This is a genomic window from Paenibacillus sp. 10L310, from assembly GCF_056395745.1.
Genome location: NZ_JBFTKC010000007.1, coordinates 178,103 through 199,135, shown reverse-complemented (window position 1 = coordinate 199,135; position 21,033 = coordinate 178,103). Strand labels below are relative to the sequence as shown.

At 43.9% G+C, this 21,033-nt stretch carries 22 protein-coding genes; 6 read left to right on the top strand and 16 right to left on the bottom strand.

Annotated features, from left to right (window positions below; all coding sequences use genetic code 11):
* Nucleotides 1–63 precede the first annotated feature (63 nt).
* The 3 genes from AC1DE7_RS17525 (at nucleotide 64) to AC1DE7_RS17515 (ending at nucleotide 4,847) form a co-directional block, all read left to right on the top strand.
* Nucleotides 64–1,419 (top strand): dipeptidase, encoded by a 1,356-nt coding sequence (locus AC1DE7_RS17525; RefSeq protein WP_076253298.1) that lies wholly within the window; start codon nucleotides 64–66, stop codon nucleotides 1,417–1,419.
* A 1,008-nt stretch (nucleotides 1,420–2,427) separates the two neighbouring features.
* A complete protein-coding gene (locus AC1DE7_RS17520; protein WP_477534883.1) occupies nucleotides 2,428–3,105 on the top strand; it encodes a TetR-like C-terminal domain-containing protein in 678 nt (225 codons plus the stop codon).
* Nucleotides 3,106–3,260: 155 nt separating this feature from the next.
* Nucleotides 3,261–4,847 (top strand): oleate hydratase, encoded by a 1,587-nt coding sequence (locus AC1DE7_RS17515; protein WP_477534882.1) that lies wholly within the window; start codon nucleotides 3,261–3,263, stop codon nucleotides 4,845–4,847.
* A 262-nt stretch (nucleotides 4,848–5,109) separates the two neighbouring features.
* On the opposite strand, the gene AC1DE7_RS17510 is transcribed toward AC1DE7_RS17515, so the two are convergent.
* Nucleotides 5,110–6,195, bottom strand: a complete 1,086-nt coding sequence (locus AC1DE7_RS17510) for a UDP-N-acetylmuramoyl-tripeptide--D-alanyl-D-alanine ligase (RefSeq protein ID WP_477534881.1) — start codon at nucleotides 6,193–6,195, stop codon at nucleotides 5,110–5,112.
* Nucleotides 6,196–6,300: 105 nt separating this feature from the next.
* On the opposite strand from AC1DE7_RS17510, the gene AC1DE7_RS17505 reads away from it, so the two are divergent.
* On the top strand, nucleotides 6,301–6,798 hold the full coding sequence (locus AC1DE7_RS17505; protein WP_074096282.1) for a cell wall hydrolase: 498 nt from the start codon (nucleotides 6,301–6,303) through the stop codon (nucleotides 6,796–6,798).
* Here the strand turns inward: AC1DE7_RS17505 and AC1DE7_RS17500 are convergent.
* From AC1DE7_RS17500 to AC1DE7_RS17480, 5 genes are read right to left on the bottom strand one after another with little or no spacing between them, the layout of a single operon-like run.
* Nucleotides 6,783–7,535 carry a glycosyltransferase family 2 protein gene (locus tag AC1DE7_RS17500; RefSeq protein ID WP_477534880.1) on the bottom strand — a complete coding sequence of 251 codons (753 nt, stop codon included), beginning with the start codon at nucleotides 7,533–7,535 and terminating at the stop codon, nucleotides 6,783–6,785. The genes AC1DE7_RS17505 and AC1DE7_RS17500 overlap by 16 nt on opposite strands.
* A gap of 36 nt (nucleotides 7,536–7,571) precedes the next feature.
* Entirely contained in the window at nucleotides 7,572–8,177 is a 606-nt protein-coding gene (locus tag AC1DE7_RS17495; RefSeq protein WP_477534879.1) for a polysaccharide deacetylase family protein, read from the bottom strand.
* Nucleotides 8,178–8,214: 37 nt separating this feature from the next.
* Nucleotides 8,215–9,192, bottom strand: coding sequence for a CgeB family protein (locus AC1DE7_RS17490; protein WP_477534878.1), 978 nt, complete (start codon nucleotides 9,190–9,192; stop codon nucleotides 8,215–8,217).
* Nucleotides 9,189–9,860, bottom strand: a complete 672-nt coding sequence (locus tag AC1DE7_RS17485; RefSeq protein ID WP_477534877.1) for a polysaccharide deacetylase family protein — start codon at nucleotides 9,858–9,860, stop codon at nucleotides 9,189–9,191. The genes AC1DE7_RS17490 and AC1DE7_RS17485 overlap by 4 nt, the downstream gene beginning before the upstream one ends.
* Complete coding sequence (locus AC1DE7_RS17480) at nucleotides 9,857–10,837, bottom strand: CgeB family protein (protein WP_373865024.1); 981 nt, start codon at nucleotides 10,835–10,837, stop codon at nucleotides 9,857–9,859. Before AC1DE7_RS17480 ends, AC1DE7_RS17485 begins: the two co-directional genes overlap by 4 nt.
* Before the next feature lie 85 nt (nucleotides 10,838–10,922).
* Between AC1DE7_RS17480 and AC1DE7_RS17475 the strand changes: the two genes are divergently transcribed.
* Nucleotides 10,923–11,546 carry a polysaccharide deacetylase family protein gene (locus AC1DE7_RS17475; RefSeq protein WP_164783273.1) on the top strand — a complete coding sequence of 208 codons (624 nt, stop codon included), beginning with the start codon at nucleotides 10,923–10,925 and terminating at the stop codon, nucleotides 11,544–11,546.
* On the opposite strand, the gene AC1DE7_RS17470 is transcribed toward AC1DE7_RS17475, so the two are convergent.
* The 5 genes from AC1DE7_RS17470 to AC1DE7_RS17450 form a co-directional block, all read right to left on the bottom strand.
* A complete protein-coding gene (locus AC1DE7_RS17470) occupies nucleotides 11,539–12,522 on the bottom strand; it encodes a CgeB family protein (RefSeq protein WP_477534876.1) in 984 nt (327 codons plus the stop codon). The two genes, AC1DE7_RS17475 and AC1DE7_RS17470, sit on opposite strands and share 8 nt — an antisense overlap.
* 212 nt (nucleotides 12,523–12,734) lie before the next feature.
* Complete coding sequence (locus tag AC1DE7_RS17465; protein ID WP_339284117.1) at nucleotides 12,735–13,106, bottom strand: hypothetical protein; 372 nt, start codon at nucleotides 13,104–13,106, stop codon at nucleotides 12,735–12,737.
* 164 nt (nucleotides 13,107–13,270) lie between these two features.
* A complete protein-coding gene (nagA, locus tag AC1DE7_RS17460) occupies nucleotides 13,271–14,491 on the bottom strand; it encodes an N-acetylglucosamine-6-phosphate deacetylase (RefSeq protein WP_477534875.1) in 1,221 nt (406 codons plus the stop codon).
* Nucleotides 14,488–15,216, bottom strand: coding sequence for a glucosamine-6-phosphate deaminase (gene nagB / locus AC1DE7_RS17455; protein WP_076319846.1), 729 nt, complete (start codon nucleotides 15,214–15,216; stop codon nucleotides 14,488–14,490). The genes nagA and nagB overlap by 4 nt, the downstream gene beginning before the upstream one ends.
* A gap of 9 nt (nucleotides 15,217–15,225) precedes the next feature.
* Nucleotides 15,226–16,089, bottom strand: coding sequence for a MurR/RpiR family transcriptional regulator (locus AC1DE7_RS17450; RefSeq protein ID WP_017692537.1), 864 nt, complete (start codon nucleotides 16,087–16,089; stop codon nucleotides 15,226–15,228).
* A gap of 145 nt (nucleotides 16,090–16,234) precedes the next feature.
* Here AC1DE7_RS17450 and AC1DE7_RS17445 point away from each other — a divergent pair, with 145 nt between their 5' ends.
* A complete protein-coding gene (locus AC1DE7_RS17445; protein WP_477534874.1) occupies nucleotides 16,235–16,582 on the top strand; it encodes a hypothetical protein in 348 nt (115 codons plus the stop codon).
* 163 nt (nucleotides 16,583–16,745) lie between these two features.
* On the opposite strand, the gene AC1DE7_RS17440 is transcribed toward AC1DE7_RS17445, so the two are convergent.
* The 5 genes from AC1DE7_RS17440 to AC1DE7_RS17420 form a co-directional block, all read right to left on the bottom strand.
* On the bottom strand, nucleotides 16,746–17,285 hold the full coding sequence (locus AC1DE7_RS17440; RefSeq protein WP_340018364.1) for a DUF4303 domain-containing protein: 540 nt from the start codon (nucleotides 17,283–17,285) through the stop codon (nucleotides 16,746–16,748).
* A gap of 231 nt (nucleotides 17,286–17,516) precedes the next feature.
* Entirely contained in the window at nucleotides 17,517–17,741 is a 225-nt protein-coding gene (locus tag AC1DE7_RS17435) for a helix-turn-helix domain-containing protein (RefSeq protein ID WP_017692532.1), read from the bottom strand.
* A 172-nt stretch (nucleotides 17,742–17,913) separates the two neighbouring features.
* Nucleotides 17,914–18,834: a nucleotidyl transferase AbiEii/AbiGii toxin family protein gene (locus AC1DE7_RS17430; RefSeq protein WP_100529708.1), complete on the bottom strand. Its 921-nt coding sequence runs from the start codon at nucleotides 18,832–18,834 to the stop codon at nucleotides 17,914–17,916.
* Entirely contained in the window at nucleotides 18,834–19,442 is a 609-nt protein-coding gene (locus AC1DE7_RS17425) for a type IV toxin-antitoxin system AbiEi family antitoxin domain-containing protein (RefSeq protein WP_076211329.1), read from the bottom strand. Before AC1DE7_RS17425 ends, AC1DE7_RS17430 begins: the two co-directional genes overlap by 1 nt.
* A gap of 357 nt (nucleotides 19,443–19,799) precedes the next feature.
* Nucleotides 19,800–20,789 (bottom strand): YhcN/YlaJ family sporulation lipoprotein, encoded by a 990-nt coding sequence (locus AC1DE7_RS17420; RefSeq protein WP_477534873.1) that lies wholly within the window; start codon nucleotides 20,787–20,789, stop codon nucleotides 19,800–19,802.
* Nucleotides 20,790–21,033 lie beyond the last annotated feature (244 nt).

Here is a 21,033-nt window from a genome sequence, read left to right as displayed (position 1 = left end):
GTTTTATTAACATGACAAAATGGATTACAATGAGATATAGCAAACATGAAGGAGGCCTTTTTAATGAAAGAACAGACTTATTTTGAACAAAATAGAGAAAAACACCTGGCAGAACTGAATGAATGGTTGTCCATTCCAAGTATCTCTGCCATTTCAGAGCATAAAGAGGATATTAACCGTGCAGCACAATGGGCAGCAGATGCGCTCACACGTGCAGGCATGGAAAACGTAGAGGTCATTCAAACGGCTGGACATCCGATTGTCTATGCAGATCACCTGCATGCACCCGGCAAACCAACGGCTCTGATCTATGGACACTATGATGTACAACCTGTTGATCCACTTAACCTGTGGGAGACACCTCCTTTTGAACCTACCGTTCGTGATGGCAAGCTGTATGCCCGTGGTGCAACGGATGACAAAGGACAGATCTTCCTACATATCAAGGCAGTAGAAGCCATTCTCGCCGAAAACAAAGAACTGCCAGTTAACATCAAGTTCTGCATTGAAGGCGAAGAGGAAATCTCCAGCCCGAACTTGCCCATCTATCTGAATGAACATACAGACAAGCTACGTGCAGACATGATACTGATCTCGGATACATCTCTACTTGAAAAAGGTAAACCGGCTATCTCCACTGGCCTGCGAGGCCTTTGCTCGCTTCACGTGGATCTGAACACAGCCAATACCGACTTGCACTCCGGTTCATTTGGTGGTGGTGTACCTAACGCACTGCACGCACTCGTATCACTGCTCGCTTCGTTGCATGATGAGCAAGGCCGTGTAAGTGTAGATGGTTTCTACGACGGCGTACTGCCACTGTCTCCTGAGATGAGAGAAGAATTTGTGAAACAGGGCTTCAATGAAGAACAGCTTCGTCAAGACCTTGGGCTGGAGCAATTGTACGGCGAAGAAGGTTACTCGTTCGTGGAACGTGTTGGCGCTCGTCCAACATTGGAACTGAATGGCGTATGGGGTGGTTTCCAGGGCGAAGGCAGCAAAACGGTTATTCCGAAGGAAGCTCATGCCAAAATTACATGCCGCCTCGTGGCGGATCAAGATCCACAACATGTATTGGATCGTATCGAAGCACATCTGCGCGCTCACGTTCAACCAGGTGCAACGCTGCATGTGAAACAGATCGAAAAAGCTTTTGCTTTCAACACCGATCCTTCCAATCCAATTCTGCAAAAAGCAGCAGACGCGTATGAGCACGTGTATGGCGTTCGTGCCCTCTTTACCAAAGATGGCGGCTCCATTCCGATTGTTGAGAAACTCTCACGTGTACTCGAAATCCCTGCTGTTATGATGGGCTTTGGCTTGCCGGATGAGAACCTGCATGCACCGAACGAGCACTTCAACCTGGAGAACTTTGATAAAGGGTTGTTGACGATTGTTCAATTTCTGAAGAGTTTGTAATAGTTCGGGCTCAACATTACTAAAATAAGTGCTGGGCAAGGTGCTGAGTGGACGTTCCGGTGCCGAATCGTTCTTTCGATCGCTGTTATCCCCGGATTTCCTTGATTCCCTTTCTAAAGGGAGAAATCCGGTGATAAAGGCGAACGCTCCGCTTCTTCAGAATCGATTTCGTCCCCTTCACTACGTTGCAGCTTCTTGCATGACTGATTTTAGGATTGAGACTAACTATTGAATGGTTAGTGTAATGGGGAGAACAAAGGACGGCCTTCGGGTCGTCTTTTTTGATTTAATTTATTTCTTTGTTTTTTTGTTTCTTGTTTCTTGTTTCTTGTTTCTTGTTTCTTTGGTTCTTTGGTTCTTTGGTTCTTTGGTTCTTTGGTTCTTTGGTTCTTTGGTTCTTTGGTGAGATTTTAATTTTTTTATGGCTGCTTTTTATGATGGAGACGATGGAGGCTTACTTTTAAAAAGGTTAGTGTATTAGTGATAACAACATGGTAGCCCTATAGGCCGTTTCTTGATTTTGTCGCGATCGTTACGTTGGAGCCTTATCCCGGCTGCTTCGAAGGATTGTGTCTCACTTTGATGGGTTAGTGTGATAGATTACCTTAACGATGGGCTACTGAACACTTTTTCGATTTTTTTCTCGATAACTTCGTTATCATTGTTCCTATGACTGATTTTATAGACGAGGTCTCGGTTTTAATGGTTTAGTGTATGGGAGATAACATACGCGACCTTATAGTCTTTTTTGATTCGGTCTCCTTCACTAGGTTTCAGCTTTTACAGCGGTTGCTTTATTGTGACTGGTTTTAGACGACGGCTAACTTTTAAGGGTTTTGATAGAGATAACTCAAGCGTTGGCCTTTGGAGGTTTGTTTGAATCGATTGATATTCAGTATATTCAGTACTTAGAATGAACCTTATGGAGTATGATGTGGATCGGGTAACGAAGATGTTGATAGCTAAAGGGGTTTTGTGGATGGGAGGGTCTTTCGGGATTCCTGCGTTTTGACTTGCTTATGTTCAGCGACTTCGGCGCGGGACTTTGCCATGAGTGTTTACCTGCTGTTGCGCCCCGGCAAGCTAATCCAAAATGATGAGGTGAATGTTGTGTCTACTTCTCACCTGACCAAAAATGCGCTGGCTCACTCGCTTAAATCACTGATGGAGCATACTCCATTGAACAAGATTACGGTCAAACATCTGGTGGAGAATTGCGGAGTGAACAGGCAAACCTTTTATTATCATTTTCAGGATATTTACGCGCTACTTGGGTGGATCTATCAGACTGAAGCGGTGGAGAGTCTTACGGAGTACCGAAGCTACAGCACATGGACGGACGGATTCTATAAAATCTTTTGTTACATCGAGAACAACAAAACGTTCTGCTGCAACACACTCAACTCGCTCGGGCGTACCCACCTGGATGTATACCTCTATGAAGTAACCCATGATCTGATCATGGGTGTTATTGATGAGCTGGCCTGTGGGATTAAGGTCTGCGGTGAAGACAAAGAGTTTGTCGCCAACTTTTATACCCTGGCTTTCACCGGGCTGATCATTCAATGGATGAGGGGCAACATGCAAGAACCGCCAAAACAGATTATTGAGAAGCTTAGTGAGCTAATCGAAGGCAATGTCCTGAGAGCACTGCACAGGTATGAGAATAAGCTGCCATCCACTTAAGGATGCGCTGCTTTTTTCACATGTGATCTATGCCTAGGTTTTAGACACTTTACTACAAGTGACCAAAAATTGGACACTCCCTTTCTTTTGATCATACCTTACGGAACCTGCAAGGTTTACATTAGGGATGTGATTACAGTAACTTTTGGAGGCGAATGATCGTGAAGAAAGAACATGGTAATAAACAGGTCTATTTTGTAGGCGGCGGCATTGCATCTTTGGCGGGTGCAGCTTATCTGGTTAGAGATTGTGGCTTTCCTGGAGAACATATTCACATTATCGAAGAAATGCCGATTCTCGGCGGTAGCAATGACGGTGCTGGTAATCCCGATCAAGGATATATCATCCGTGGCGGACGGATGCTCAATGACGAGGCCTATGAGAATCTATGGGAGCTGCTGGCTTCCATCCCTTCCATCGACCGTCCGGGCATATCTGTCCGACAGGAAATCACCGAATTTGACGATGCCAATCCCACACATTCCAATGCGCGGCTCATCAACCGTGACGGCAAGGTCGAAGATGTGCTCTCCATGGGTTTTGATATGGCGGACCGGTTGGCGATGGGCAAACTGATTATTACTCCTGAAGACACGCTGGGTAAATTGCGAATCAACGACTGGTTTGGCCCTCACTTTTTCAAAACAAACTTCTGGTATATGTGGGCGACCACCTTCGCTTTCCAGCCTTGGCATAGCGCCGTGGAATTCAAAAGATACATGCTTCGCTTTTTTCACGAATTCCCAAGAATTCAAACGCTGGAAGGTGTCACCCGAACACCGTTCAACCAATATGACTCGATTATCCTGCCATTGCATAACTACCTGGAGCCGTTTGGCGTAGATTTCACGCTGAAATGTACGGTTACCGATCTGGATTTCAAAGACGGAGACGGCATTACGGTAAGTCGGATGCATGTGCTCAGGGAAGGTGAAGAGGAAGTCATTGACATCCTCGAAGGTGATCTCGTCATTGTCACAAACGGTTCGATGACCGAAGGGGCCGATATCGGCTCCATGACTTCCGCACCGAAACTGAACGGCAAGGGCAGCTCATGGAAGCTGTGGGAGAACATTGCCGCCAAGAAACCGTTGCTGGGCAACCCTTCTTCTTTTAATGATCATGTGGATGAGTCCAAATGGGAATCGTTTACGGTCACCTTCCAGGATTCGGTCTTCTTTGATCTGATGGAGAAATTCACACGTAACCGGGCAGGTACCGGTGCTCTGGTTACTTTCAAGGATTCCAGCTGGTTCATGTCTGTCGTTCTGGCCTTTCAACCGCATTTCCGCGGTCAGCCGGAGCATGTCAACGTATTCTGGGGATACGGATTATACCCGGATAACGTGGGCGATTACGTGAAGAAAAGAATGTGTGATTGTACTGGCGAAGAAATTATGCAGGAGTTGATCGCCCATCTTCATTTTCAGGAACATCAAGAGGAGATCATGGCGACCGCCAACTGCATTCCATGCATGATGCCATACATTACAGCGCAATTCATGCCTAGACTAAACAGCGACAGACCGAAGGTTGTACCTGAAGGCTCCACCAACCTGGCCTTTATCAGCCAATTCTGCGAGATTCCCGATGACGTGGTATTCACAGAAGAATATTCGGTCCGAGCAGCACGAATCGCGGTATACACTTTACTTGGAGAAAATCGTCCAATTGAGCCGATCAACCAGTATCAGTATGATGTCCGGACGCTGTTCAGTAGCTTTGTAACTTCGTTTAGATAATTGCTTTATCCATAAATCAATCCAGAATGCAGAGGAATTGAGAGGAATCAAACTTCATTTACATGTTTGTTTCCTTTTGCAATCCAGATACTATTTATCCAGAAAAAGCCAAAATAATGAACCATAAGAGATAGTATTATTTGATGTGTTTCGTTTAAAGCGATGCTAATGAATATAGATATTATGATAAGACAAAACAAAAGAAAGGTACCTTTTTCCTTTCTTTTGTTTTATTTATGTTCTACGATATATAGTTTCATGATTAGCGAATAAGCCATTCCGCCAGATGCATCAATTTGACAGGATGACCATTGGTCGAACCTTTTAGCAAAAAAGAATCTCCTGTTCTTCTTTGCATAGCTAGCGCTCTTTTTAATGAGGATATTCGAGTGAAATGCTTCACTTGTTGTGCTGACATGCCTGTTTGCTGTGCTCCAATACCTAGGTATTTAGAGTGAAGACCGTACGTATATAACAAGTCTAGCTTCTTCGTTCCCAACTTGCGGCCTTGTGCCAAATGAATCTTTTTAGCATGTTCCCCCAGATCCCGTATGTCACCCAGAACTGCAATCTTTCTCCCCCCATTTGATCCAACATGTAACAAAACATCAAGCGCCGAATCAAGTTCAGGCTTCGTATTGAAACTATCATTAATCACAATCATTTTACGGCGAATCTTGCTCACAGACAGGCGACCATAGGGATTTTTCATATTATAAAATCCTCGTTTTATCTCTGTAACCGAACAACCAAGATGATGCGAAACGGCGATAGCAAATAAAGCATTGTATACATTACATTTTCCAAAACAAGGAATATGAAACGTATGCTCCTTTTGGCCTAACCGAACATTAAAAATCATCCCTTTTGAGCTGTATCGAATATGCCATGCGTTGAAATCCGCCTTGTTTCGTATTCCTACTGTTATCATTTGGCCTTGGAAAGACTTAAGGTTCAGTAGTTTGGAATAGTGATCATCCTTATTTAGAAATAGCATCCCCTTACGGTTCATCCCAGTAATAAGCTCCGATTTAGCTGTCGCAATACCACGCACTCCGTTTTTAAAATGAGCGATATGGGCACGACCTACATTAGTGATTACTCCGATGTTCGGTTGAATTAGCTCACAATGGCGTTTGATATCCCCTCTCTTTTTCATCCCATACTCTAAGACAACGGCCTTATAGTAGGAGTTGATTTGTTTTTTATATTGAGAGGTAAACCAGGTATCATTCCCATTCTCTATAGACTTGAATGTCCTCCAACGAGTTTGCAAGATGGATGCAATCATCTCTTTCGTTGTAGTCTTACCCGAACTGCCTGTAATCGCAATGATTGGCTTACTCATGTTCTTCCTCCTTTGGACTGAAGATGGGTATAGGGAGGTTCGCAATGCTTTTCCTTTTCATAGATTAATCATATAAGATTCCAAGTTTATTTAGGAGGTTGTGTGATGACGCATAAAGAACGATTGATGTTGTTGGGATATAATAAAAAAACGTTACGTGCCAATTTGATTGCATTTCAGCATGATTTCAAAATAAGTCCTAAACAAGAATTACATCGCTTGACCATACCTCGTCTGAAAGAACTAACATCCGGAGACCTCCAGTTAAATCTATTAGCTAGAACAATTTATAGTGAATCTAGAGGTGAACCGTACCGTGGAATGGTCGCTGTCGGTGCAGTTGTGTTGAATCGGTTAAAATCACCCGAATTCCCCAACTCTCTTGTCGAAGTTATTACTGAACCTCTTGCATTTACTGTAGTTAGCAATGGTCAATTCTGGCTTAGGCCTGACCAACGAGCCTATCGAGCCGCAAAGGAAGCGCTAAAGGGACGCGATCCCTCATCTGGTTCTCTCTATTTCTTCAATCCTGACAAATCCACCTCAACATGGGTGAAGAGACTACGCCCCCAATTGAGAATCGGGCGTCATTTATTTGCATAATATTGAAATAAAGCATATCTCTTGTAATCTCTACCACTTCCTTTTAGCTCAACACTCTGGGCAAGTAACTTTCGATCACTGATTTTCCATGTGTGGCTTGATTTATGGACACGACGTCTGATGACGTAATGGGAACAATCCGATGCATATATCTTGTAACCACTCCGCTTACACCGTATCAAAAACCCTACACATTCTCCAAGCGACACCGAATGAAATCGAACTTTGTTAAATACCTTTTTTCGGAATAACAACGTGGCCCCGGAAACTTGGTCTACAGGACGATTCTTTTCCTTTGGATGACGTAATAACAGTTTAGAACTGGATTCAAGGTATACGAGACAAGCTCTTTTTCCCACAATGTCTGCTTTGGATTGTTTCAATGTATACATCATTGTGTTCAGATAATAGGGTGAGTAATAATCGTCGTCGTCAAATCTTGCTACGACTTGATATTTCGCCTGACTAACAGCATAATTCAGACAATGGCCAAGTGACTTTTTTTCGGGGACTTGATACAGCCGGACATCGCTTCTTGTTTTGGATTTTTTCATATAATCTTTCAGTTCCATGGAATCCTTGTTCAGTATGATGATTAGTTCTTTGGCAACATACTTTTGCCGACTATAGTTTGCAAGCAATCTATTAAAGTGCTCTGCACGGTTTGTGCAAGCGATAACGGACACATCTTCTGATTGAAATTGTCTTGCACGATTTTCTTCTCGAGTTATCTTCATTAAATTGGCTCCTGAATCCCACAAAATTTGTCACTGCTACAACAGCTCTGAGACCGTTGAAAATCGGTAGCCCTTACGTCTTAGTTTACGAACGATAATAGGCACTGCCTTCAAACTTTGATCCCAAGGATCATTCGCATGTAGCAAAATAATGGAACCTGGACGCGTATACGGAACAACCCGTTTTACAATGGTATGAATTCGTCGGAGCTTCCAATCCAACGAGTCTACATCCCAATGTACAATAGTCTTATTCATTAACTGAAGCTTCTGAATGACACGCCGGTCCATATCACCTCCGGGTGTACGTAAAAGTCGAGGCCACACTCCTGTCGCTCGCCATATCGCCTTCTGAGCTAATCTCACTTCATTCTCGATCCATGTGTTGTTGTGTTTCCTGTAATCCTGATGCCTATATCCATGCGACCCAATCTCGTAACCCATTTGCCTAATCCGCTTCGCGATCTGTGGGTGGTCCTCAGCCCAAATGCCTGTTATAAAAAATGTAGCTTTGTATACTCCAAGCTTTTGCAAAAGAGGCAACATCCGCTGGGGTACTTCATGACCGTTAGCAATATCAAAAGTTAAAGCAATCCGCTTTTGATTCGTGGGAATTCGGCTGAGAACCTGTTGATTCTTCATTACTGAGTCCAACCTCTCTTTTAAAGTGATCGTATATTCAAAGGATGTTATGTTTCTTCAATTGCCGGATCATGTATTGAGCACGTGACTTATAATTATGTTTCCGAGCGGTGCGTTGGCCATGCTTGCGAATCTCTTCCCTTTTTTTGGGATGCTTGAGGTAGTAACGGACAAGTTTGCGAGTCTGGCCAGCAGAATCCGAAACAACAAGATCCCGACCAGGAGTGAACAGACGACGAATTTCGGGCGTATCACTTGTAATGAGAAATCCTCCTGAACCCAAAATTTCATAAGTTCTCTGTGTCACCTGAGTAAGCTGATTCTGCGGACCAATGACAATTTTAGCCGAACTGTACACTTTACGTGCATCGGTGTATTCTAGGTAACCATGTATCCAACTGCGTGGAATACGAGTTCCCAGAACAGGCTTCATCTCATCCCACTGCCTTCCCCAAAAATCGATTCGCGTACCATCTTGTACCAACGGACGAATAAGATGATGTAACGATTTAATGCGAAAATGCTCCGGGTACAGCTTGAGAATTCTAGAATAACCGTTGGCCACCACTGCAATATTACTTTTTAAATGAGGAACAATTTTTCCTCTACGATGCACTTTAGGATGATAACCAAAGTCCATGTGTGCTGCTTTTATGCCCATACGTTTATATTTTCTCACCATGGATCGGCATATGGTAAATACAAAGTCAGGTTTGACTACATGGACATATGGAAGTGAGAATGATTCATGATGCGTAGGGTCCTCTGTTGCCCAATACACATGGGGGATGCGAGTATCTCCGATAAATCTTCTCATCCATTTCTGCTTGTGGACCGTATGCTCAGGCGTCCAGCCCATGCTTATGACGAGATCAGGCTTAAAATCCTTAATCAATCTGGACAACTTGTTTCGGGTAAGGGAACCAGAAATTTTCACTGTATGACCTGCGTCCTTAAATCCGTTGGGAAGACCGTGTATCCACATAGGGTGACTTTCAAGGAACAATATTTTCACGAATGCTCCTCCTTAATTTGATAGTTATAGGAATGTGTAGAGAGCTTATCGAATCGATACCCCTGCTTCTTCAATCCACGAATGATGAAGGGTAAAGCTAGCGTACTGCGATCAGAGAAATCATGGCATAGAATGATGCAACGCCGACGGTTTCTACTCTCACGTAGCACTTTGGCGGTTATTTCCTCAGGTGTACGCTCGGGGAACAATGCGTCCTGAGAATCAATCGTCCAATCACAGTACCGGTAGCCTCTGGCACTAAGCTTCTTTTTAATGGACACCATCGTTCTGCGTCCGCCAATGTTGTACCCACGTTCAGTATTTGAACCACCGGGAAAACGGAACAAACGTGTCCTGATCCCAATGACACGTTGTATGAATCGCTCCATACGGTAGAAATCCGCAAGGAAATCCGCTTGACTGCGGTAGATACGTTCAAAACGATGTGAGTACGTATGATTTCCTATGCTGTGACCTAATTTTTTTAGTCTTCTGTATATTCTCAACCCATGAGGACTTGTATTACCCACTACAAAAAACGTAGCCTTAATGTTGTGCTGCTTCAAAATGTCTAATATTTGATTCGTATACGTAGATGGACCATCATCAAATGTCAGATATGCTATCTTATCGTGCCTTCTGTGTGTCGAATGGGTATTGACCTTCATTCGATCACTCCCTTTTTTCTCAAAGTAGACAACATGAACCGTGCACGGGCAGTGTAATTATGACGTGCAATCGCCGACCGTCCATTACGTCTAATTCGATCTCTTTCGCTCTCATTCTTCAGATAATAACGTACCTTCCTCAATGTCTCCGCTGGAGTAGAGCTTACAGCTACATCTCTTCCCGGCTTCAAAATGCCCCTGACCGCAGGTGTATCACAAGTCAGGAAAAAACCGGATGAGCCCAAGGTTTCATATGTTCGCTGAGTTAGCATATCAGTGTAGTTTTGTAATCCGATCATGATTTTCGCTGAACTGAATACCTGATTTGCATTTTTATAGGAAATGTGCCCCTTAATCCATTTGGACGGAATATCGCATCCCAGAATAGATTTCATGCGCGACCAGTTGTGCCCATAAAAGTGAATACGATAACCCTCCTTAAGTAAGGGACGTACAAGAATGCGCAAGGATTTATTCCGATAAAGTTTCGGATATTTCTTGAGAACATCCGGATAGGCGTTGGCTACAACTGCAATATCTGTCTGATATTTCTTTTTCATACGAGTTCGGTAATGTACCTTGGGGTGAAAAGCATAATCAAGATACGCTGCCGGATAACCCATCTGTTGAAATCTGTATGCCGTCTTCTCCGAAATGGTAAACGTATAATCAGGCTTCATCCGTTTAAGAAGAGGAAGAGTAAAAACCTCTGTAAAATTAGGGTCTTCCGTTGACCAATAAATGAGTGGGATACGATACTCTGTCGCTAACCTGCTAACTAATCTTTGTTGCTTTCGAGTATGATCAGGTCCCCATCCTACGGACACCAGCAAATGTGGCTTGTAAGATCGTAATTGTTGACGAAGCGTTCGCTCTTGGACCGGGCCGGATGCTCGTACTTGGTGGCCAAGATCTCGCAGACCATCCGGAAGACCATACGACCACAACTTTCCCCGCTCTAAAAATAATATTCTCAATAGAACCACCGTCCTATATTTTCAATGACAAGTGCATAATCAAATCTTTCCGGTTGACATATATATGTTGCAAAGGAGGCATTCGATGAATCCACGATTCGAAGCGGCATATCGCGTGAATACGCTCAAAAAATGTATAGCTTTGACATTTGATATCGGTTGGGGAGGTAAAGTACCCGTACCTGTCCTCGATGCTCTATCAGCCAATGGAGTTAAGAAAGCGACTTTTTTTCTATCTAGTACATGGGTGTTGGAGCGCCCGCTGTTAGCTCGAAAAATTAAACAATATGGTTATGAAATTGGCTCACATGGACGTCTTCATCAAAATTACACGGAGCATAGTAATCGTTGGATCACCCGTGAGGTCAAAGCCGCAGAAACCACCATTCGGAAGGCCACAGGGGTTAAATGTAAGCTCATCCGCACACCAAACGGCGATATGAACCAGCGTGTCATTCAATTGCTCGGCTCTCTTGGATATTCAACTATTCACTGGAGCAAAGACTCTATGGACTGGACAAATCCGGGAGTTCGTACAATCATTCGTAATTCCACTAATGGAGTAAAAACCGGTGATATTCTGTTGTTGCATGCAAGCGATTCGGCTCGTCAGACAGCTAGGGCACTTCCTTTTATTGTCCGCAAGCTTCGCCGTCAGGGATTTGTATTTGTCACTGTATCTGAACTACTGAGTATGCGTACTAGATGATCCCTTTTTTCGTCAAAGTACGGAGAATGTAAGCTGCTCTCTTCTTATAGGAGTGTTGAGCTGCCACCTTTACCGCATTGTCCCTGATTCGCTCTCGCTTCTGGGGAGAACGCAGATATTTTGCAATCAATTTCCTTGTCTCACGCTCAGATGAAGATACGAGCAAATCCTTGCCTGGACGAAACCATCTGCGTACTTCTGGTGTGTCATCCGTGATAAGCAATCCTCCAGAAGAAAGAATTTCATATGTTCTTTGAGTGAGACGGTCTTCAGCATTCTGCGGACCAATCACAAAATCGACGGAATTGTACACTTTTACAGCTTCCTTATATGGAAGATAGCCATGAATCTGTTTAGCTGGAACATTTCGGTTGAACAGCTTCTTCATCTTGTTCCAATCTCGCCCATAAATATCTACTTTTAAGTCTTTTTCCAGAAAAGGATTCATAAGTCGCTGCACAGATTTAAAACGATAATGTTCTGGCTTCTCACGATACAATTTTGAGTATCCATTGGCTACCAATGCTGCATTCCCTCTATACTTCTTTACTTGTTTAGATCTGCGATGTGTATCTGGGTCACTTCCAAAATCTAAGTGAGCCGCTGATATGGCTAATTTTCTGAATCGTTGGACTGTTGGACGATGAATGGAAAACACAAAAGCAGGACGCGTTCTTCGGATGAATGGTAATGAGAACACGTCCGTATAACCCGGATCTTCTGTTGACCAATATATGAGCGGAGCATTTGATGCTTGAACTAATCGAGCAATAAGCCGCTGTTTCTCAGGTGTACTGTTAGAAGGTGTCCATCCCATAGCAATGATTAGATCAGGTTTAAAGCTCCGAATGGTTCGGGCAGCATGCTGGTCTGTTGCACAGATTTTCACTTTATGTCCTAATTTCTCGAATCCTTTGGGTAAACCATAAATCCACATCGGGTGTTTCTCCAAAAACAGGATACGACGCATAATCATTTTTATCTCCTAACCATGAGCACATTTTTTATTTAGGTGCCAACATCTTATTCATCTATCAGGCAGTTGCTTGGGCTATGACCTACTCACGCACTGTTTTCAGTAAATACAAGATATAACTTTGTTACAAAAAAAAAATAGACGGTATCCTGATTAATAAAATCAAGAAATACCGTCTATCTTTTAAACTTGTTTGATAGGTTAAAGCACACTTATGTGCGGAAAGTCGTAAATTTCAGCATGTGCACTAGCTTGGATAAATGTACGATCTCCTGCTGGACTCCAGAGGTGTCCGTACCTGCCATTGCCTGATTTGCTCGCAGCGTTCTACGTGTATTCAGCATACCCTCGATCAGTTTCATGACCGTGTTGCGTCCACGATGATCGACAATCATATACTTTTTGCGTGAATCCAGCTCTACCCATACGATGTTGCTGAATGATGTGAACAGATGCCTGCGGTACAGCTCCATATCGGTCTCATTGTAATGCTCGCCATAAAAGGCATAATATCCGTGTATGTGCAACTTCTCCGCCAACACTGTGATGAACGGATCATGTTCGAGCATAGCGTTACGTTCCATGTTTCACGCCTCCGTTATGCGTGATCCGCAGATCCCGTCTTTTTGAGATCTATTTTAACATATTGTGCAAGGTGTTGCCTCTACACAGATAAAAGCCAAGTTTTAACTCCGAAGACTAATTCATCACAAATGAGAGTTATTAGCACGATACTAATTTTCTAAATCTAATATGACTCGCCGATCCGTCTACCCTTCACCCACACACCCTCAATATCCAACTCCGCATTCAGCAAAACGATATCTGCCTGCTTGCCTTGAGCCAGGGAACCTGTCCGGTGATCAATACCCAGCAGGCGTGCCGGGGTCAGACTTGCTGCACGTGATGCAGCGTTCAGGCTCAAGCCCACTTCCTGTACCAGGTAACGGAAACCACGTATCATTGTCAGTGTGCTTCCCGCCAGTGCGCCGCCGTCCTTCAGTCTGGCCTCGCCATGCTTCACAATTACGGGCAGGTCGCCGATTTTGTACTCCCCATCATCCAATCCCGTAGCAGACATGGCATCCGTAATCAACACGAGTTGATCATCATGTTGCTTCAGCTGAGCGAGGATCGAGATCGCCGCAGGGTGTACGTGAATACCATCGGCAATCACCTCAGCACTGATGCGCGGATTACTCAGCACGGCTCCGGCAGCCCCGGGTAGCCGATGATGCAACGGTGTCATGGCATTGAATGTATGTACTGCATGATGTAGTCCTGCCTCAACTGCCCGCTCCACCTCTTCATAGGTCGCATCCGTGTGACCGAGTGCCGCTGTAATCCGTTGTTCACGTAGCCACGAGATGACCTCCAGCGCGCCTTCACGTTCCGGTGCCAACGTGACTTGACGGATCAGGCCGGGATATTGCTTCTCCCACGCTTCGAGCCAGGATACATCAGGCAGTATGATATGTTCCGGATTTTGCGCACCAGGCCATTTCGGACTGAAAAATGGACCTTCCAGATGTACGCCCTCAAGCTGTGCATATGGCATTTCACCGGAACGATAGCGGTCCACTTCAGCAAGTACGCTATCCAGTCGCTCTTTCGGAGCCGTCATGGAAGTTGCAAGCATCGCTGTTGTTCCCTGCGTACTATGAAAAGAAGAGATCTTGTCCAGCACCTCCGGGCTTGCGTCCATAAAGTCTTCTCCGTTCCCACCATGCACATGGATATCAATGAATCCAGGCACAATGAGGCCGCGTTCCGGTACAGACAGCGGCAAAGCCTCTCTTCGAATCTGTTCGGGCAGACCTTCAGGTAACCCAGCATAGAGGATTTTCTCATCCCTCCAAGCTAATACACCGTCTTCCAATATCTCATTTGAAAGGAGTAGCTTGCCCCGAAGAAGAGAAATATTTTCATCACGCTGGCTCCCAGGTTCATGGCTATTCGCTCCGGTCATCTCACCAGCCTCCCTGCTGCACGGTCCAGCAGTACCACCACATTTGGATGACATTGCAAAAGCGATGCAGGACAGGCCGTTGTGATTGGGCCCATAAAAGCTTCGCGAATAATCTCGGCTTTTTCCTCGCCACGGGCAATGAGCAGAATCTGTTTGGCTTTCAAAATGGTACCGACACCCATTGTAATCGCCTGAGCCGGAACTTCATCAATGCTGTCAAAGAAGCGTGCGTTTGCCTTTCTCGTCTCTTCTTTCAAATCCACGACATGCGTTCGTCCAGTCAGCTCCGTTCCCGGTTCATTGAAGCCAATATGACCATTATGTCCAATGCCCAGCAGTTGAAGGTCTACCGGTCCACGATCGTCCAGCCGTTGTTCATAAGAATTACATTCCTGTTCCAGATCTGCAGCCTGACCATCAGGCACTTGCGTTCTAGCAATATCTACATCGATATGATTGAATAATTGTTCATTCATAAAACTGCGGTAACTTTCGCGATGCTCTGTTGGAAGTCCCACATACTCATCGAGATTAAAAGAAGAAGCCTGTGAGAAGCTGACAAGCCCCTTCTGATATAACGTGATAAGCTGTTTATATATGCCTACAGGAGAACTTCCTGTCGCAAGCCCCAATACAGCCCGTGGTTTGGTTTGCAACAAGCTGGCAATGAGGCCAGCACCCGTGGCGTTCAAATCTTCTTCATTTTCAAAAATGCGTATATTCATCTTCATCTGTCAGGCACCTCCGTTGTGTTGGACTCGATAGGACTGCACGTTGTGATAGGATTGTTCCAGTCTGGGGATAAAACGGTCGAAGTCGGCACTTACCATGCCTGTGAACAAAATATCGACCACATGAAGCAGTGCAATACGTGAAGCCATATCTCCACGCCTCATGCCTTCTTCCAGAGAAGAGGTGAATAGTGGGATATCCGATACCGTTGCAAGCGTGTTGCTGCCATAGGAAGTCAGTGAAATCGTAGAAGCTCCGGCCTGTTTGGCACAATGCAGGGCATCGATGGTCTCTGGTGTTTCGCCTGAATAGGATACGGCCATCGCCACATCTCCCTCTGCGAGCGAAGATGCCGATGTAATCTGCATGTGTGAGTCGGAGAAAGCCGTACAGCTTTTGCCGATCCGCACCAGTTTCTGATAGAAATCCTGTGTAACTATCGACGAGGTTGCCACACCGTACAGATCGATGCGGCGAGCCTGGCACAATAATTGAACGGCTTGCTCCAATCTGCCCAAATCCAGCAAACGAGTGGTATCTGCAATAGACGCGAGGTGGTTGGCTTCGATAGCTTCAACAATCTTGGATAGGGAATTGCCCGCTACAATATCCTGATACGCCGTTTCATCAGATGCGTGGGACAATTCTGCGGCGAGTTTCATTTTGAAATCAGGAAAGCCTTTGAAATGAAACGACTTGCAAAAGCGGGTCACCGTCGCCGCACTTGTGCCACTCTGCTCTGCCAGATGACTAATCGTCCAGCCGGGAATGTCCGATGGAGATTGCATAATGACTTCGGCGATACGTCGCTCCTGAGACGGAAGGTTATTCAGTTCTTGCTGCAACGCACGTAATATGGCTGCCATGAGGACCTCGCTTATGAAAATTATTTTTATTTATTTTTAATAAATTAAGAAAATCATTTTTATAACTTCATTCTAATCAAGACGATCCTGCAAATCAAGAGGAATTTCACATGACTTTTGCAATATCAAAAGAAGGAGCAATTCAATGAATCGAAGACAACGGAGAAAGTTCATTCCTTCCACCTGGATTATTGCTACCAAACAAACAGAAGGACATGCCTATTATGCCCTCTATGCTATTGACTGGAAACGCGGAGGTAGGCTGAGTTGGGAGGGCTGGAATCAGCTCGAAGACCTGCTGCAATTTCATATTCCGATCAAACGAAAAGCCGGAGGCCGAAAATCTTCTTCCCAGCCTGCCGCCAAAATTGCGAAAAGAGCGCTCCATCTTCATCTGAATGAAGCACAGTTCGAGGAATTGGAGCAGCTCTTTTATCAGCCATTTTCGAAGAAAAGATGGAGAATTTTCATTCAGTCGAATAGGAATCTATAGGTGATAAATTATTATGGAGCGGTTGTTTCATTTTTTCACGTAAAACAAAAAAGCCTCTTCCCTTCTTTGAATGAAAGAATAGGAAAGACTTTCGCGGTACAACGATTCAATTCTTTTGATTCAATTTCCATTAAATTCAAGTCTCTACTCAAGTTAACTCGTTCTAATTGATGCCATCATATCGTTTTAAAAACTTGCTGAGTAAGCTGGGGTTTGTCATTTGATGGACCGATTGATTTTCAATCTCCTCCGCCAGATCATCATCTGTGAGAGAAACGAAAAACGTAATGTCTGCTTTGGTTTGTCCATATCGGGCGAAAACGTCATCTGCTGTCTCATTCACAACTTTGGCGATGATTCGAATGATCTCATCCTTATACTTCTGGACATCTTCTGTTGCATACAACAATCGACTGATGTGGTTAAAGTGTGTATCCTCGCCATATTGATATTCGGAGCAGCCCCATCTGTAATAGATCTCGTCCTCCTCACTATCACATAGCCCTTGCTCTTTCATACTCACAATATGCCCAGCAAGGGATTCCTCTGTATTTACCGCCATGAACAGCGTTACCCAATCACTGTCCGTTCCAAATGCACAAGCATATACTTCCTCATCCTGAACCTTAGCCAGCGTTTGTTCTAGATCGGGCAGAAAACCCGCACGAAAATGGTCTTCAAATTCATTTAAGAAAAGGTCCATTTAGATCATCCTTTCTACCATTGTTTCAATTTCAAGCCTTACTTACTACCTTATCTGTTTCATATATGTAATCATTATGGTCTACTAAAATAATGAAAACAAGCGATGCTACGTTTCGGATCTTTCTTAAATTCATGATCCAGCACAGCAAAAAAGCCTTGCCCCATTCTTCATGACAAAGAATAGAGAAAGGCTTTCATGCTGCTACTTAATCCTAACTGTAATTCGCAACTAAATCTTCAGTTCTCCAAGCTTAATCAGCTCGACAACTGCCTGCGAACGACCCTTAACATTGAGTTTCTGCATCACATTCGAAATATGGTTACGCACCGTTTTCTCGCTGATGAATAACTGCCCTGCGATGTCACGCGTTGTTTTGTCTTGAACCAGTAATTCGAATACTTCGCGTTCACGGTGGGTCAACAAAAATTTGCTTTTATGATCGATACCCTTCAATGTTCACCCCTCCTTGCTCGGGTTGTGTTGGTGTAACAAGGTTAAGGGGATACAGTCAACTCATCTTATGTCAGGTCAAGGGCGTTGGTTCAGTTTTATAAGAAAAATGGGCAGTAATTTGCATACATCCCTCTAAAATAGTTGGTGCATAGTTCAAAAAATTATGTATTAATCAGTTATTGTTCTTCCAAGCCCTTTCGGTATAACTCCAACGCTTAAAAAACTCTTTCTCATCAATTATTGAATGATAAACAGGTTCAAGAAAAGAAACAAGAGCATCCATCACATCCTGAAATGCAAGTTGTTCTTCAACCCCTAAACGACGCAGAAAAGCCTGCCACTGTTTTGTCCGACCTTCATTTTCAGCAAATTCTTCATGAAACAGAGGATGCTCTTTTTCAAATATTGTGCCCCGTTGTTGGAAGGTTTCGGACACTGCCTCGTGAAGGATTCGACCATCAAAGTTGTTCGTTGTTAACAGCGTATAAATATCATAAAAATCCTTCATCCGACTATTCATCACAGATAATGTGATCATGGCTTCAAATTTTTCTGAAATGACGGATTCCCTCGAGTAGGCTTGAACTTGTGGTGCTGTCATATCCAGGAGAACAGGATATTCAATAAGCTGGGGCTTCGGGACCACCACATCACCAAATCCGATATCAAACTGCAAACTTTTTCTCATCCGCCCTAAAAGAGCAGTTACTTTAATTCTTACTCCCTCATAATCAGCATCTTCTTTAATTCTCTCCGTTGTCAGTTCATCCAACTGAAATGCAATACCATCCGTAGGAACCGCTATTGAGCAAATGGAGACAAACGACTCTCTTAATAAATCCAGTTCATTAGCAATCTGTCTGGCGAGAAAATCAACGTCTTTGGTTGGACGTGCCTTGAATTGAGTTTGTGAGAACAAAAACAACCCGCCCTTTAAAATGAATTTATCCCTGTACTCAGAAATGGATAAACGATATAAGAAACGCTCTTGAAAATAAAGCAACAGCAAGGTATCAAATGCTTTTCCTGATTTTTTTGCTATATTTTTCAAACGTTCAGAAACAGAGGCGGGAATATTTTTAATTTCACTCATTAGATCAGCACCTCCAGATACTTTTGCAAAACCGTTCGAATTCGTAGCTTATCAGCATAGGAGACAAGCCTTGTTATATTCTTGTGGGGGGATTGAAGGTAATTCCTCAGCCCTTCCTTCATCAAATCAATTCCAATTTTCTCACGATACCTCACCATATCACAAATTGTTTTCTCACGATCATAAATTTTAACTGCCGAGCCATCAATATAGACTTCATCAATTCCAATTTTGTATTGAGCATCTGCCAAATAGATTACTTTAATAGGAGGATAGTCTGGAAGCTTTGGCTTTTTACCGCCACGATGAATAGCAATCTGATATTCCCATGGATTGTAAGTTGTCAGTTCATAGAAGGAGAGCGCAGAGAGAAGACATATAACTCCTTTGGGAACAAGTTTGGATACCTCAACCATTTCATGGGGCGGTTCATTAAATTGACCAGACTGTCGGTAAATCCCCTGTTTTACCCGTTCAATTTCACCAGCGGACTCCAGTTTTTTTATGTAGTAAGGGGATACGCCCGCTTCTATAAAATCTTTTGTTCGAGCAAAACCATGCTGTTCTTCAAATACTCGCATTGCAGCAACTACAATTTTCTCGTTCATACACTCACCACCATTCACATTTGCGCGTGCATTTCTTGCCTTATCTGGATCTGTTCAGAATTTTCTTTCCAAGTTCATTCTAATCCATAACTATTCCACACCCTAATTTCAATCCCCTTTATTATTCACTAAAAACTCTGCACTTAGACGTAAGAGCAGAACATAATTCTTTTAGGAGCGCAAGAATATTAGATGGTACTTCATTTCGTTAGTCTATTTAGTCTATATGGAAGACAAATATTCTGAATTTATTGAAGAAACATTCAAAGTGAATCCTGTTGAGATCATGTAAAACAAACATGCCCCTGCAGCGGATGTTACCATCTGCGCAAAGGCACACTTGTTCATGTCAAAAAACTACCGATTCATTCGATTCATGACACCACCGTTGTGATTACGGTTCATCAGGCCATCGTCAAGGATGCCATCACGGTTATTCGTATCTGTTCCGTTCGTTGGGAAAATGCGCTCCACCATCGATTGGAACGTATCAATCATGCCACTAACGGGCTTACCGTTACGAATATCTGTGGCATAGTTCTCGACATGCTCCACAAAATCCGGATTGGCTGATACATATACATTCTCGATGTTTGGTGCAAACTGCTTGATTTTGGCTGAAATCTTACCCTTAATCTCAGCTGATGTGTTATCGTCCGTGCTATCTACACGTTGTCCTTCACTTTTCATACCATAATGCCCATCGTCTGTCCCACGTGCTTTGCCGCTGTTTGTCAGACCACGCATCATGCCAACGGCGCCTGTGCCCATGGTTCCATAGATGCTACGGTCATTCCCCATATGGCTGCGATCCGTTGCCGAATTTGTGTTCAGTCCTGGAGCAATTCCGCTAGTGCTGTATGGAGACATTGTGCCCGTACCGCCATTCACACGCATACCACCCATATCGTGATTCATGTTGCCCCCACGCATGGTATCACTGGTATGATTACGCATCGTTCCATTCAGCATGCTCGTACGACCATTGGACTTGCTCTCCAACTTGCCTGCATGACCATCTGCCAAACGAACTGCCACATAAGCATTACGATCGGTTAACATAACACGGGCGGATTTAACTTCCTTCATCTCCGTGATACGTTTTGCCAGCTCTTCACTGGATTTCAGGTCAGTGACATTATGCATGCGATAACTTTTCGCACGGATGCCATCCATACCATTTGTTTCCACACCATAACGGTTAATGCCGTTGGCTTGCTGACGAACACTTTGCGTATGCATATTGTTGGTATCCCGATTCGTGCCACAACCTGTCAAACCGGCCATTACAAAGATTGCAGTAGATAATGATAACGTAATAGCTGTTGCCTTTTTGACTGCTGGCATGTACTCATCCTCCAATGTATGTTGGTTTTGGTCACAAAGATAGGATGCGCTTCTGTACGTACCGATATGCTGAAAGGATATGGTACCTTACCCTGTAGATTCAGGTATTCTGGTTTTGGGCTTTGCTTATTGATCTTTGGTTTTGATCTGTGGACCGTGAGTTTCTTCGCTATATAAAATAAAAAAACAGTGCTGCTTGTTCGCAGCACTGCCTCGAAATCATATTTGAATCTCAACACAATAA

Coding starts and splice junctions, on each gene's coding strand:
- AC1DE7_RS17525 (WP_076253298.1), top strand. CDS start 64: ATGAAAGAACAGACTTATTTTGAACAAAATAGAGAAAAACACCTGGCA.
- AC1DE7_RS17515 (WP_477534882.1), top strand. CDS start 3,261: ATGATCGTGAAGAAAGAACATGGTAATAAACAGGTCTATTTTGTAGGC.
- AC1DE7_RS17510 (WP_477534881.1), bottom strand. CDS start 6,195: ATGAGTAAGCCAATCATTGCGATTACAGGCAGTTCGGGTAAGACTACA.
- AC1DE7_RS17505 (WP_074096282.1), top strand. CDS start 6,301: ATGACGCATAAAGAACGATTGATGTTGTTGGGATATAATAAAAAAACG.
- AC1DE7_RS17500 (WP_477534880.1), bottom strand. CDS start 7,535: ATGAAGATAACTCGAGAAGAAAATCGTGCAAGACAATTTCAATCAGAA.
- AC1DE7_RS17495 (WP_477534879.1), bottom strand. CDS start 8,177: ATGAAGAATCAACAGGTTCTCAGCCGAATTCCCACGAATCAAAAGCGG.
- AC1DE7_RS17485 (WP_477534877.1), bottom strand. CDS start 9,860: ATGAAGGTCAATACCCATTCGACACACAGAAGGCACGATAAGATAGCA.
- AC1DE7_RS17475 (WP_164783273.1), top strand. CDS start 10,923: ATGAATCCACGATTCGAAGCGGCATATCGCGTGAATACGCTCAAAAAA.
- AC1DE7_RS17470 (WP_477534876.1), bottom strand. CDS start 12,522: ATGATTATGCGTCGTATCCTGTTTTTGGAGAAACACCCGATGTGGATT.
- AC1DE7_RS17465 (WP_339284117.1), bottom strand. CDS start 13,106: ATGGAACGTAACGCTATGCTCGAACATGATCCGTTCATCACAGTGTTG.
- nagA (WP_477534875.1), bottom strand. CDS start 14,491: ATGACCGGAGCGAATAGCCATGAACCTGGGAGCCAGCGTGATGAAAAT.
- nagB (WP_076319846.1), bottom strand. CDS start 15,216: ATGAATATACGCATTTTTGAAAATGAAGAAGATTTGAACGCCACGGGT.
- AC1DE7_RS17450 (WP_017692537.1), bottom strand. CDS start 16,089: ATGGCAGCCATATTACGTGCGTTGCAGCAAGAACTGAATAACCTTCCG.
- AC1DE7_RS17445 (WP_477534874.1), top strand. CDS start 16,235: ATGAATCGAAGACAACGGAGAAAGTTCATTCCTTCCACCTGGATTATT.
- AC1DE7_RS17440 (WP_340018364.1), bottom strand. CDS start 17,285: ATGGACCTTTTCTTAAATGAATTTGAAGACCATTTTCGTGCGGGTTTT.
- AC1DE7_RS17430 (WP_100529708.1), bottom strand. CDS start 18,834: ATGAGTGAAATTAAAAATATTCCCGCCTCTGTTTCTGAACGTTTGAAA.
- AC1DE7_RS17425 (WP_076211329.1), bottom strand. CDS start 19,442: ATGAACGAGAAAATTGTAGTTGCTGCAATGCGAGTATTTGAAGAACAG.
- AC1DE7_RS17420 (WP_477534873.1), bottom strand. CDS start 20,789: ATGCCAGCAGTCAAAAAGGCAACAGCTATTACGTTATCATTATCTACT.